A 14,217-nucleotide genomic window follows, 5' to 3' on the forward strand; every position below is an offset into this window, starting at 1 on the left:
TATCCTCCTTAATTTAGTGCCATATGGCATATTAACAAATTGTTCGTTTGCTCGGCTACATTTGATTATATTTCAAATGTAGCACTTTTTCAAGCGTTTTATAAATAATTAGTCATTTTTGCTGGATAAAATCTTCTCCTGTACAGACTTCGGTACTGGCTCGTATTTCTCGAAGAACATTGAGTAGTTACCACGTCCCTGTGTTCTGGAACGTAAGTCTGTAGAGTATCCAAACATTTCTGACAATGGAACGAATCCACGAACGATCTTTCCACCACCGAGGTCATCCATACCTTCGATACGTCCACGACGTGAGTTAATGTCTCCAATAACATCACCCATGTACTCTTCCGGCATAGTAACTTCAACTCTCATGATAGGCTCAAGAAGAACCGGAGATGCCTTCTTCATAGCGTCCTTAAATGCAAGAGAACCTGCAATATGGAAAGCCATTTCACTTGAATCGACTTCATGGTAAGAACCGTCATATACGTTAGCCTTAAGACCAACAACCGGGAATCCTCCAAGGATACCAGACTGCATAGCCTCTTCGATACCTTCACCTACAGCCGGGATATATTCCTTCGGAATAGCTCCACCAACTACAGAAGATTCGAATTTGAATGTTTCCTCACCGTTAACATCCATTGGCTCGAATTTAACTTTACAGTGTCCGTACTGTCCACGTCCACCTGACTGTTTTGCATATTTGCTGTCGACATCAACTGGTTTTGTAAATGCTTCTTTGTAAGCAACCTGAGGAGCACCTACATTAGCTTCTACCTTGAACTCACGAAGAAGTCTGTCTACGATAATTTCAAGATGAAGTTCTCCCATTCCGGCGATGATTGTCTGTCCAGTCTCCTGATCAGTATGAGCACGGAATGTAGGGTCTTCTTCAGCCAGTTTTGCAAGAGATTCACCAAGTTTACCCTGGGAAGCTTTTGTCTTAGGCTCGATAGCAAGCTCGATAACTGGTTCTGGGAATTCCATTGATTCCAGAATTACAGGATGCTGCTCGTCACAGATTGTATCACCTGTTGTAGTGAATTTAAATCCGATAGCGGCTGCGATATCACCTGAATATACTTTATCAAGCTCTTCACGTTTGTTGGCATGCATCTGAAGGATACGTCCAACACGCTCTTTTTTATTCTTTGTAGCATTCAGTACATAAGAACCTGAGTTCATTGTACCAGAGTAAACTCTGAAGTATGCCAGTTTACCTACGAATGGGTCTGTCATAATCTTGAATGCAAGTGCTGAGAACGGCTCTTCATCTGAAGAATGTCTTACAACCTCATTACCATCCTCATCCACACCATCGATTGGCGGGATATCTGTTGGTGCAGGCATGTACTCAAGGATTGCATCAAGAAGTTTCTGTACACCTTTGTTTCTGTAAGCTGAACCACAGCAAACAGGAACTGCTGTACACTCGCATGTTGCTTTTCTGAGTGCTTTCTTCATATCTTCAACAGATGGTTCTTCACCTTCCAGATACTGCATCATCAGATCATCATCAAGATCGCAGATCTTCTCTACCATTTCTGTATGGTAAAGTTCTGCATCATCTGCCATATCTTCCGGGATATCTGTAACAGAAATGTCATCTCCCTTATCATCGTTGTAGATGTAAGCTTTCATTTCCATCAGGTCAATGATTCCCTTGAAGTCATCTTCTTTACCGATTGGTAACTGAAGACAAATAGCGTTCTTTCCAAGTCTGGTCTTAATCTGGTCTACTGCATTGTAGAAATCAGCACCCAGGATATCCATCTTATTGATGAATGCCATTCTTGGTACATTGTATGTGTCAGCCTGACGCCATACGTTTTCTGACTGAGGCTCAACACCACCCTTAGCACAGAAGACGCCGACAGCGCCGTCCAGTACACGGAGTGAACGTTCAACCTCTACAGTAAAGTCAACGTGTCCCGGAGTATCAATGATGTTGATACGGTGCTCAAGAGCTCCCTTTTTAGGTTTTGTGAACTCTTCGAGTGTCCAGTGGCATGTTGTAGCCGCAGAAGTGATTGTGATACCTCTTTCCTGCTCCTGTTCCATCCAGTCCATGGTAGCAGTACCTTCGTGAGTATCTCCAATCTTATAATTAACACCGGTATAGTACAGGATACGCTCGGTAAGAGTTGTCTTACCAGCATCGATATGTGCCATAATACCGATATTTCTTGTTCTCTCTAATGGATATTCTCTTCCAGCCAAGATTTTTTCCTCCTATAATTAGAAACGATAATGAGCAAATGCTTTGTTTGCTTCTGCCATCTTGTGCATGTCTTCTTTCTTCTTTACAGATGCGCCTGTATTGTTTGCTGCATCCAGGATTTCGTTAGCCAGTCTTTCTTCCATTGTTTTCTCTCCTCTAGCACGAGAGTATACTGTCAGCCAACGAAGTGCAAGAGTCTGTCTTCTCTCAGGTCTAACCTCGATCGGCACCTGGTAGTTAGCTCCTCCGATACGTCTAGCCTTTACCTCAAGTACTGGCATGATGTTATTCATAGCCTCTTCAAATACTTCGATAGCTGGCTTTTCGGCTTTTGCTTCAACTCTTTCAAACGCTCCGTATACGATTTTCTGTGCAACACCCTTCTTACCATCAAGCATAATGTTGTTGACAAGCTTGGTTACCACTTTATTGTTGTATACTGGATCCGCTAATACGTCTCTTTTCTGAGTATGTCCTTTACGTGGCACGGTCCTTCCCTCCTTAAACATCTTAATTTAATTCATCGGTACTCACATGTGTCTTTCTAATGATACTGTGTAGTGCATAGGGCATACATATATATACCTTGCAACTTACATAATCATAGTTCTGTTTGTGATTACATTTTAATTGGTTTGAAATCTTATCTGTTGTCTATGCAATAGATTTATTTCTTAGCATCTTTTGGTCTCTTAGCACCGTATTTAGAACGAGCCTGTCTTCTCTTAGCAACACCTGCTGTATCAAGTGTTCCTCTTACGATATGATATCTTGTACCTGGAAGGTCTTTTACTCTTCCTCCACGGATCAGAACAACACTATGCTCCTGAAGGTTGTGTCCTTCTCCTGGGATATAGCTTGTTACTTCGATTCCGTTAGACAGACGTACTCTGGCGATCTTTCTAAGAGCTGAGTTAGGTTTCTTAGGTGTAGCAGTCTTAACAGCTGTACAAACACCTCTCTTCTGTGGTGCAGAAGTATTCGTACTTCTCTTCTTTAAAGAGTTGTATCCTTTCTGAAGTGCTGGTGCTGTAGACTTCTTTACAGATGTCTGACGTCCTTTTTTTACTAACTGGTTAAATGTTGGCATTTCTTTCACCTCCTACGATTATAATAAGTTGCTTATTCATCTTGTGAATAGTCGTACATCAAAACAAAACGTTCCCATGCACGCTTGTTTAGTTTATTACGAATCATGATTCTTGTCAAGGGATTTCCCTTGATTTTTCACGTTTTTTGCCACTTTTTTCTTTTCATTATATTTCGCGATCTGATGCTTTATCAGGCTAAACAGCACGATACCTGTCAGTATGCCTGCGCTGTCAATACAGACATCCCTGAACTGACAGCTGCGCCCGGGCACGAATAGTTGATGGAATTCATCTGTTGCTGCGTATGCCGTACCTGCACACCAGCATAATAATCTGTTCTTTTTTCCCTGATCTTCCGCAAAAGAGTACGCAGTCCCCAGCATCAACACACCAAGGACTGCGTATTCCGACGCATGCGCACATTTGCGTACCGGGAAATCTATCTTTTCCGCAAACTGTTCCTGCTTATCTTTCGGCCAGGATCTGTACTCCGGAATCACGATATTTCCAATCAACTTTCCAACGGAGTGGCTCATTACCGTCGATTCATCTGCTTTTTTTGCTGAAAATGAAAAAATCACTATCAGCCAGATCAGCATAAGAAACAACCAGATGATTCCGGCCTTATTTCTCTTTCTCCTGTTTCCCGCCATATTCTTTCCTGTCTTTTTCTTCTTGTTCATTCACATGCTTTTGATATCATACCTGCGGTTATATCCCGGATATTACGCCTTAAGATCTGCAAACAGATCTTTCTGATATACACCGTCTGCGATCAGTTTTGCAAACGACTCTACTACAACCGGTTTGTCTTCTTTATAAGTTACGCCAAACCATTTGTCCTGTGTCTCCAGAAGTCTGACACTTACTTTTCCCTTTTTCAGAAGTTCATCAATATAGATCGGGAGCAGATATTCACCTTTCAGTTCTTTTGCTTCATCCCCTTTGATATTCTCAAAGAATTCTACAAATCCTTCTTCCAGAAGTCCTACAAACTCCGGTGTCAGTCCCCACATATTCATCGATACATGTGCATTTACATCAATTCTATTTCCCTGAGATTCTGCTCCGTCTGATGTCTTTTTGATTTCATAAGTTTCTACGACATCTGTCAGATAATCATTCTCATCTACTGCACAAATTCCTCTTGTAACAGTTCCATTATCACTTAAAGTATTGCCGAGAATGAATCCGGCCATGCAAAGTTCTTTTGATTTTTCCGGTGTATAATTTTCCACAAGGAACTCATGAATCTTTACAAATGCTTCTTTTCCATAATAGTCATCTGCATTAATAACTACGAACGGCTCTTTGATAATATCTTTACATACCAGTACCGCCTGTCCTGTTCCCCACGGCTTGCTTCTCTTGGCCGGCTTTTCAATTCCTTTCGGAAGATCATCCAACTCCTGATATGCATAAGCAAATTCTATATTCAGTTCATTACAGATTCCTTCAATTCTTTTTCCGATCGCATCATGGAATGCATCTCTGATATCCTTACGAATGATAAATACTACTTTATTAAATCCGGCCTCTATTGCATCATGAATGGAATAATCCATAATGATCTCCCCATTTGGGCCTACCGGTTCCAGTTGCTTAATTCCGCCGCCAAAACGCGAACCCATTCCTGCAGCCATGATGACTAATGCTGTTTTCATAATTCTCTTTCTCCTTTGTTTATTTGTCTTTTTTACAGTTAAAATCAGTATAGCACAAAAAAGCGGGATATACCATGACTGTTTATCATGCCATATCCCACCCTGTTCATTTCTATTCTACTGTTACACTCTTTGCAAGGTTTCTTGGTTTATCTACATCCAGACCTTTTGCTACTGATACATAATATCCAAGTAACTGCAGCGGAATAACTGCAAGTGATGTTGCAAAATGAGGGTCTGTCTTTGGAATATATACAGAAAAATCTGCGTTTTCTTCAATATTATAATGTCCAAATGTTGTAAGTCCCATCAGATATGCGCCACGGCTCTTACACTCTACCATGTTGCTCAGTGTCTTTTCATATAATTCCGGCTGTGTCAGTACTCCGATAACCAGTGTACCATCTTCAATCAGGGAAATCGTTCCGTGCTTCAATTCTCCTGCTGCATATGCCTCCGAATGAATATAGCTGATTTCTTTCATCTTAAGGCTTCCCTCAAGGGAAATCGCATAATCAATTCCACGACCGATAAAGAAAATGTCTTTCGCATTCACCTGTTTGGATGCAAACCACTGAAGTCTCTCTTTATCCTCGATAATTCTTTGAATTTTCTCTGGAATGCTCTGAAGTTCTTCAATATATCCGGCATACTGTTCTTCTGTAATCTGTCCTCTGATCTTTGCAAACTGAATTGCAAGTGTATAAGCTGCGATCAACTGTGTGCTGTATGCTTTTGTTGTCGCAACTGCAATCTCCGGTCCTGCCAGTGTATAGTATACATTGTCGGCCTCTCTGGCAATAGAAGAACCGATTACATTCACGATACCAAGTGTCTTTACTCCCTGTTTCTTTGATTCTCTGAGTGCTGCCAGACTGTCTGCGGTCTCTCCTGACTGGCTGATAATGACTACCAGTCCTTTCGGATCAAGAATCGGATTACGATAGCGGAATTCTGATGCAAGTTCTACACGTACCGGAATTCTTGCCAGATCTTCCATGACATACTGTGCTGCCACTCCGACATGATATGCCGATCCACATGCCACGATATAAATCTGGCTGATCTCTTTGATCTCTTCTTCCGAAAGTCCGACCTCTGAAAGATCAATCATTCCGTCTTTTATAACAGAATTCAGTGTATCTGAAACTGCCTTTGGCTGCTCATGTATTTCCTTGATCATGAAATGCTCATATCCTGATTTTTCTGCTGCCTCTGCGTCCCATTCAACCGTCTTTAATTCTTTTTCAATCTCTTCTCCATCCAGGTTATAGAATGTAATCTCACCTTTACGGACACGTGCCATCTCCTGGTTACCGATATAGTATACATCTCTCGTATATTTCAGAATTGCAGGAACATCGGAACCAATATAGGATTCTCCGTTCGCAACTCCAAGGATCATCGGACTGTCCTTTCTTGCTACGTAGATTTCTTCCGGATAATCCCTGAACATAATTGCCAATGCGTAGGAGCCTCTGATCCGTACCAGCGCATGATTGATCGCATCTACTGGAGTCCCCTCATATTTTTTATAATAATAATCGATCAGTTTTACTGCTACTTCCGTGTCTGTCTCAGAATAGAATGTATACCCTTTACGGACAAGTTTATCCTTTAATTCCTGATAGTTTTCAATAATACCATTATGAACAGCCACAACATTTCCATCATCACTTGCATGAGGATGTGCATTATTCTCAGATGGTTCTCCATGTGTTGCCCATCTTGTATGACCGATACCGCAGGTTCCTTTTACGGATTCACCATCATTCGTCTTCTCAGCAAGAACTTTCAGTCTGCCTTTTGCCTTAATGATCTCTGCATCTGCACTGCCGTCACGTATAGCAATTCCTGCCGAGTCGTAACCACGATATTCCAGTTTTGACAAACCATCCAACAAGATCGGTGCTGCCTGGTGTTCACCTGTAAATCCTACAATTCCACACATAATTCGTTTTTTCTCCCTGTATTATTCTTAATATAATCTATTCCATTTCTGGTATTTATGTATCTTATCTCCGCCTCAGGTCCGCTGCTTTAGCCGATCACATATCCTTTTTTCTTAACGACATCTACAACCTTATCTACATATTTTTTACAGATTTCTTCTGTCTCTGCTTCTACCATAACTCTGAGAAGTGGTTCTGTTCCGGATTCCCGCACAAGGATACGTCCGGTATCTCCAAGGGCTTCTGTTACTGCCCGTACCGCGCTCTGTACATCCGCATCGTCCTGCGCTGCTTTCTTATCTGTCACACGTACATTCTCCAGAACCTGTGGATAAATATGAAGCCCTTCCATGAGTTCACTCATTTTCTTCTTTCTTGCCATCATAACTTCCATCATCTTAAGACTGGTAAGGATACCGTCTCCTGTGGAAGCATATTTTGAGAAAATAATATGGCCGGACTGTTCCCCTCCGAGAATGCATCCATTGTTTGTCATATATTCGTATACATATTTGTCTCCGACTGCAGTCTTTGCATAATCAATCCCTGCCTCATCGAATGCTTTGTATAATCCAAAATTAGACATAACTGTTGTAACAACCGTATTGTTTTCCAGTTTGCCACGTTCTTTCATATATTTTCCATAAATATAAAGAATCGCATCTCCATCTATCAGATTCCCTTTTTCATCTACACAGAGACATCTGTCAGCATCTCCGTCATATGCAAATCCAACATCCAGACCATTCTCGGCAACAAATTTCTGCAGGCCGCCGATGTGTGTAGATCCTGCATTGTTATTGATATTCGTTCCGTCCGGCTCTGCATTGATCACATATGTCTTGGCTCCAAGTGCATCAAATACAGACTTTGCCAGATTCCATGAACTTCCGTTCGCACAATCCAGTCCGACTTTCACACCCTTGAAAGAATAAAGTCCAAGTGAAATCAGATATCCGATGTAACGGTTTCTTCCTGATACATAGTCTACCGTACGTCCAATCTTAGATGTATGTGCAAATGGAATCTCTTCATACTTTTCCCCAAATACTTCCAGTTTTCCATCCAGATAGTCTTCTACCAGTGCGATCGTTCCCTCATCCATCTTCTCGCCATTACCGTTGATCAGTTTGATTCCGTTGTCATAATACGGATTATGGCTTGCAGAAATCATGATCCCGCAATCAAATTCATCCGTTCTTGCCACATAAGCAACAGATGGTGTTGTTGTAACATGAAGCAGGTAAGCATCTGCTCCCGATGCAACAAGTCCACCTACCAATGTATATTCGAACATATAGCTGGAACGTCTCGTATCCTTTCCAATTACAATACGTGCCGGTGTATCATCACCATTCTGATGTTTTACTTCTCCATAGTACCATCCGAGAAATCTTCCGATTTTATATGCATGATCTGCTGTTAAGTTATTATTGGCTTCGCCACGGAAACCATCTGTTCCGAAATATCTTCCCATATCTATTCTCCTAAAATAATATATCGTCTATCTTTCACAAAGCAACTGCCCCCATTATAGTTGGTATTAGACTCAAGTTCAAGCAAAAATGGCAAAAAAGTATGCATATGTGCAAAGACAATTGCTTCTATGCATACGTTTTTCATTATTACCCGGTTATAATTCCGAGTTCCTTTTCACAACGTTCTAACGCTGATGCTATGACAGCATCCATATCATAATATTTATATTCCCCGAGACGGCCTCCGAAGATCACTTTCTCTTCTTTTTCTGCTAATTTTTTGTATTCTGCGTACAATGCTCCATTTTTTTCATCATTGACCGGATAATATGGTTCGTCACCCAATTTCCATTCAGAGCTGTATTCCCGGCTGATCACAGTCTTTGGAATATCATTTCCTTCTGAATCCTTTCCAAATTCGAACCACTTATGCTCGATGATACGTGTCCAAGGCGTCTCTCTGTCTGTGTAGTTTACAGCTGCATTCCCCTGGAAATTCGGCTTGTCTAAAAGTTCCGTCTCAAATCTTACAGAGCGGTACTCCAACGTTCCGAGTTTATATTCAAAATAAGCATCGATCGGTCCTGTATAAACTACTTTTTCTGCCAGCGCATCTAATTCCTCTTTATGCTCCAGATATTCTGTGTTCAGACGGATCTCTATGCCATCCAGAAGATTCTCTACCATCTTCGTGTACCCTCCCACAGGAATTCCCTGATACATTGCATTGAAATAATTATTGTCGAATGTCAGACGCACCGGAAGTCTCTTGATAATAAATGCCGGAAGTTCTGTGCAGTCACGTCCCCACTGCTTCTCTGTATAACCCTTGATCAATTTCTCATAGATATCTCTTCCAACCAGTGAAACTGCCTGCTCTTCCAGATTCTTTGGCTCTCCCGTAATTTCCTTTCTCTGCTCTTCTATCTTCGCCTCTGCTTCTTCCGGTGTCACCACTCCCCACATCTTGTTAAATGTATACATATTAAAAGGAAGTGAATATAACTCACCCTTATAATTCGCTACCGGTGAATTCGTAAATCTGTTAAACTCCGCAAACTGCGTAATATAATTCCATACTTTCTTATTATTTGTATGAAAAATATGTGCACCATACTTATGTACATGAATTTTTTCTACATCCTCTGTATATACATTTCCCGCAATATTCGGACGTTTATCAATTACCAGAACAGATTTTCCCGCTTTTTTTGCTTCACGGGCAAACACTGCCCCATATAATCCTGACCCGACTACTAAATAATCATATTTTTTCATCTTACATACCTCTTTTTATTTTCTGATACCTGTCACAATCTATCTGGTAGTGTTATTCTATCATATCCTTGTATTCCCGAAAAGACATTCTTCGTTTCCCTTGCTTTATTCCACTTTATCACGTTACCAAAAGATTGCATTTCTTTATCAGACATATTATACTATTTAAATAACGAATTCGTACAATTAGAGGTGATATGATTATGCATAAAGAATTTTTAATGGGAAATGCAGCAATTGCCCTCGGTGCAATTGCTGCCGGAGTTAATGTCGTAGCCGGTTATCCCGGAACCCCTTCTACGGAAGTTCTGGAAACTATAGCAAAACACCGGCCGGATGATGTGTATGTGGAATGGTCCGTGAACGAAAAAGCGGCCATGGAACTGGCTGCCGGAGCTTCTTATGCCGGTGCAAGATCCATGGTAACCATGAAGCAGGTCGGATTAAATGTTGCTTCCGATCCGCTGATGAGTCTCGAGTACGTCGGGATCAAAGGCGGAATGGTCATTCTCGTAGCAGATGATCCGGGTCCGATTTCTTCTCAGACAGAGCAGGATACCAGACATTTTTCCAGATTTTCCAAGCTGCCTTGTTTCGACCCATCTTCTGCGCATGAGGCTTATGAGATGATCCAGGAAGCTTTTGAATATTCAGAAAAATACGGTACTCCGGTATTCTTACGTCCAACCACACGTGTCTGTCATGGCTACGCGTCTATCATGGTAAAAGATGAGACAGAATATACCCACCACCAGCCGGAAGGTTTTATCAAAGATTCCAAACGCTGGGTTATCTTTCCTAGATTATCTTTCATGAATCACAAAAAAATCGAAGCACGTAATCAGGAATTATCCGATATCTTTTCTTCTTATGAGAAAAATACAATTCATCCATCCTGCGATGCTTTCAAGGATTCAAAAAAAGGAATCGCCACCGGAGGGATCAGCTATACCTACACGATGGAAACATTAAAAAAGACCGGTATGGTAAAGACTTTAAAAATTGCCACGCCTCATCCATTTCCGGAAAAATTAGCAGTAGATTTCCTTTCTGGACTTGATGAAGTTCTCTGCCTGGAAGAACTTGATCCTGTCATCGAACGTGAGCTGATCTATATATGCGGAAAATATCATCTTCCAACCAGAATTAACGGAAAACTCAGTGGTCATACTGCCTGTGCCGGAGAAAACACCCGTGACACTATAACTACCTATATTAACACATTCCTTGGTCTTACCTCCCCTGTCACCACTGATTTTCCGGAACCGCCGGCACTGCCGGTCCGCCCGCCGGTACTTTGCGCCGGATGTCCTCACAGAGCTTCTTTCTACGCCGTAAAAAAAGCTATGAAAGGAAAGAAAACCGTTTTCTGCGGGGATATCGGATGTTATACGCTCGGAAATGCCCTTCCTCTCGATATGGTTGATACCTGTCTGTGTATGGGTGCCGGATTGAATATCGCACAAGGTATCGAAAAAGTGGAACCTGACACCACATGCTTTGCGTTTGTCGGAGACTCGACCTTCTTCGCCTCTGCGATCACAGGTGTTGTCAATGCCGTGTACAATCAGGCGAATATGATACTGATCGTTCTGGATAACTCTACCACAGCCATGACCGGACATCAGCCACACCCTGGAACCGGCCGCACAGTGATGGGGGAGATCGTGCAAAAGATTAATATCGAACAAGTCCTCCGCGGAATCGGCGTTACAGATGTTAAGACTGTAAATCCGCTGGATTTGAACTCATCTGTAGCATGCGTCCGGGAAATGGCTGATAAGACAGGTGTAAAAGCTATTATATTCAAATCACCATGTATAGCCATCACCAAGCCGGAGTTTTCTCTTCATATAGATGCCGAAAAATGTATCGGATGTAAAAAATGTATCCGTGAACTTGGATGCCCTGCCATTGTACTTGACAACGGTAATGTCTGCATTGATGATACGATGTGTACCGGCTGCGGATTATGCAGTCAGGTATGCCCTACAGCTGCTATTATAGGAGGTAAAAAACATGAATAATCAAAAAAACATTGTCCTGTGCGGCGTCGGCGGTCAGGGAACCGTCCTCGCTTCCAAACTTCTTGCCGCAGCAGCTATGAGTAAAGATATTCCTGTCATGAGTGCCGAGACCATCGGTATGGCTCAGCGTGGTGGTAGTGTATTCAGTCATCTTCGTATGGGTGATAATCTCTATTCGCCAATGATCGAAACAGGAACTGCCGATCTGATCATCGGCTTCGAACCAGGTGAGACAGTCCGTATGCTTCCCTATCTCAAAGACCACGGACATATTGTTGTCAGCACCCGAGCTGTTAAACCAGTTACTGCTACCTTAAGCGGATCAGATTATGATGCACCTCAGATGCTTGAATATCTAAAAGCGGCTGTTCCTAATCTGACTCTTGTAAATGCAGATCAGGCATGTGCAGACATTGGTTCTTCCAAAGTACTGAACATGGTGCTTCTTGGCGCAGCCATACGGACCGGAGTACTGGACTTTACAATCTCTGAAATTGAAGACATTATGAAATATACACTTCCCGAGAAATTCCATGAAATGAATCTCCGGGCATTAAACTATAACATATAACAAAGAAAGGCAGGAACACGACATATGCAGATTACAGAGACACAAATCGCACAGGTAAATAATCAGATACAGGCGCTCCTGAAAGCGGAAAGTTTCTATGGAAAGAAATTAGAAGAAGCCGGTGTTACCAGTATACAGTCAGCGGAAGATTTTCAAAAGCTTCCGTTTTCTGAGAAAAATGATTTAAGAAATGCTTATCCTCTTGGTCTGATGACTGCACCTGAAGAAAAGATTGTCCGAATCCACTCTTCTTCCGGTACCACCGGACTGCCGGTCATCATTCCATATACTCAGAAAGATGTAGACGACTGGGCAATCATGTTTCAACGCTGCTATGAATTGGCCGGTCTTACAAATCTGGACCGTATCCAGATCACACCCGGATACGGACTCTGGACTGCCGGAATCGGATTTCAGGCAGGTGCCGAAAGATTAGGAAGCATGGTTATTCCTATGGGACCCGGAAACACCGACAAACAGCTTCAGATGATGATGGATATGAAGACAACCGTTCTCGGTTCTACTTCCTCTTACGCCCTGCTTCTTGCAGAAGAAATCCAAAAAAGAGGAATCAAAAACAAGATCCATCTGAAGAAAGGAATCATTGGTTCTGAACGCTGGGGTGAAAAAATGCGCCGGCGTATCACGGAAGAACTTGGAATTGAACTCTATGATATCTATGGCCTGACGGAAATCTATGGACCGGGAATCGGAATCAGCTGTTCCCATGACTGTGGTATGCACTACTGGGATGATTATATTTACATTGAGATCATCGACCCTGTAACCGGTGAAGTACTTCCGGACGGAGAACTCGGAGAAATCGTCATTACCACCCTGGTCAAAGAAGGAGCACCTCTTATCCGCTACCGCACACATGATCTTTCCCGCATCATTCCGGGAGAATGTCCTTGCGGAAGCAGATTCCCACGGCTCGATACTATTATGGGACGTACCGATGATATGATGAAGATCAAGGGTGTAAATGTGTTCCCAGCTCAGATTGAGGAAATCTTAAAAGGATTTTCTGAAGTATCCAGTGAATATCAGATCCGCATTTCTCATCTTGACGGAAAAGACACCATGCGAATCTATGTTGAAACAAATGGAACGGTTGACTTCCTTGATCTTGCCAAACGAATCGCAGCTACCGTCAAAAGCCGCATAGGCTTTACACCGTTAGTTAAAGTTGTTGAAATCGGATTATTACCTCGAAGCGAAAAGAAGACAAAACGTGTCATCGATGAGCGTTATGAATAATTAATGATATATTATAAATGGTGTTGTAAGATCTATATTTCTTACAACACCATTTTTATACTTTGTTATAATCCTAATTCATCAGAGATCGCACACATTTCTTCCAATCCGATATCAATCAGGTCCTCCAGCATCAGCCCTGTAAATTCAATACTTTCCATGTAATCACGATTGGCACCTTTCGCAAATCGTGCTTCATTAAAACGTTTTATAACGGACTTTCTTTTTACACTTGCAATCTTTTTATCCGGGTAAATCTGCGCAACCGCTTTTAAGAAACCACTCATTGGATCTGCCGCTAAAAGTGCATATTGGATTTTTGTTTTCGCTTTCACGCCACTTTTCGGATTATGTGCACAGATTGCTCCAAATAATACAGGATCATCAATCCCTTCTTTTTTTAAGATTTCTACCGATGTCGGTCCGTGTACACTTAAGTCATGCTCCCAGTCACATTGCTCTTCATCCAGATCATGCAGCAATCCTGCAATTCCCCAATATTCCACCTCGTCCGGCGCAAGACGTTTGGCCAATCCCTTCATAATAGCCTCAACTGCCAGAGAATGTGTAATATAATTCTCACCTTTCATGTATTTTGTTAAGATTTCATACGCCTGATCTCTTGTCATCTGCATTTTCTCCATTTCTGTGCGAAATATGTATTCTGAT

Annotated in this window: 12 protein-coding genes; 3 read left to right on the plus strand and 9 right to left on the minus strand. The window is 42.0% G+C overall.

What is annotated here, in order from left to right; genetic code table 11:
- Positions 1–108: 108 nt before the first annotated feature.
- From fusA to glf, 8 genes are all read right to left on the minus strand, one after another.
- On the minus strand, positions 109–2,226 hold the full coding sequence (gene fusA / locus GT508_RS06550; protein ID WP_118224599.1) for an elongation factor G: 2,118 nt from the start codon (positions 2,224–2,226) through the stop codon (positions 109–111).
- Positions 2,227–2,244: 18 nt separating this feature from the next.
- Positions 2,245–2,715, minus strand: a complete 471-nt coding sequence (gene rpsG, locus GT508_RS06555; protein ID WP_022415687.1) for a 30S ribosomal protein S7 — start codon at positions 2,713–2,715, stop codon at positions 2,245–2,247.
- Between the two features lie 179 nt (positions 2,716–2,894).
- Positions 2,895–3,317 carry a 30S ribosomal protein S12 gene (gene rpsL, locus GT508_RS06560; RefSeq protein ID WP_055281947.1) on the minus strand — a complete coding sequence of 141 codons (423 nt, stop codon included), beginning with the start codon at positions 3,315–3,317 and terminating at the stop codon, positions 2,895–2,897.
- 96 nt (positions 3,318–3,413) lie between these two features.
- Positions 3,414–4,001, minus strand: a complete 588-nt coding sequence (locus GT508_RS06565; protein ID WP_161143823.1) for a VanZ family protein — start codon at positions 3,999–4,001, stop codon at positions 3,414–3,416.
- A 42-nt stretch (positions 4,002–4,043) separates the two neighbouring features.
- Positions 4,044–4,982: a nucleotidyltransferase family protein gene (locus GT508_RS06570; protein WP_118309490.1), complete on the minus strand. Its 939-nt coding sequence runs from the start codon at positions 4,980–4,982 to the stop codon at positions 4,044–4,046.
- 112 nt (positions 4,983–5,094) lie between these two features.
- Positions 5,095–6,933, minus strand: a complete 1,839-nt coding sequence (glmS, locus tag GT508_RS06575; RefSeq protein ID WP_161143824.1) for a glutamine--fructose-6-phosphate transaminase (isomerizing) — start codon at positions 6,931–6,933, stop codon at positions 5,095–5,097.
- An 89-nt stretch (positions 6,934–7,022) separates the two neighbouring features.
- Positions 7,023–8,411, minus strand: coding sequence for a phosphoglucosamine mutase (glmM, locus tag GT508_RS06580; protein ID WP_161143825.1), 1,389 nt, complete (start codon positions 8,409–8,411; stop codon positions 7,023–7,025).
- Positions 8,412–8,559: 148 nt separating this feature from the next.
- A complete protein-coding gene (gene glf / locus GT508_RS06585; RefSeq protein WP_161143826.1) occupies positions 8,560–9,690 on the minus strand; it encodes a UDP-galactopyranose mutase in 1,131 nt (376 codons plus the stop codon).
- A 203-nt stretch (positions 9,691–9,893) separates the two neighbouring features.
- Between glf and iorA the strand changes: the two genes are divergently transcribed.
- The 3 genes from iorA to GT508_RS06600 are packed head-to-tail and all read left to right on the plus strand — an operon-like array spanning position 9,894 to position 13,548.
- Positions 9,894–11,717 (plus strand): indolepyruvate ferredoxin oxidoreductase subunit alpha, encoded by a 1,824-nt coding sequence (gene iorA / locus GT508_RS06590; protein ID WP_161143827.1) that lies wholly within the window; start codon positions 9,894–9,896, stop codon positions 11,715–11,717.
- Positions 11,710–12,288, plus strand: coding sequence for an indolepyruvate oxidoreductase subunit beta (locus GT508_RS06595; RefSeq protein ID WP_117598176.1), 579 nt, complete (start codon positions 11,710–11,712; stop codon positions 12,286–12,288). Before iorA ends, GT508_RS06595 begins: the two co-directional genes overlap by 8 nt.
- 24 nt (positions 12,289–12,312) lie before the next feature.
- Positions 12,313–13,548: a phenylacetate--CoA ligase family protein gene (locus GT508_RS06600; RefSeq protein ID WP_161143828.1), complete on the plus strand. Its 1,236-nt coding sequence runs from the start codon at positions 12,313–12,315 to the stop codon at positions 13,546–13,548.
- Positions 13,549–13,613: 65 nt separating this feature from the next.
- Here the strand turns inward: GT508_RS06600 and GT508_RS06605 are convergent, their stop codons facing one another.
- Positions 13,614–14,177 carry an HD domain-containing protein gene (locus GT508_RS06605; protein WP_049947128.1) on the minus strand — a complete coding sequence of 188 codons (564 nt, stop codon included), beginning with the start codon at positions 14,175–14,177 and terminating at the stop codon, positions 13,614–13,616.
- Positions 14,178–14,217: the final 40 nt, after the last annotated feature.

This window comes from Dorea sp. BIOML-A1, from assembly GCF_009875615.1.
Lineage (GTDB): Bacteria > Bacillota > Clostridia > Lachnospirales > Lachnospiraceae > Dorea_A > Dorea_A amylophila.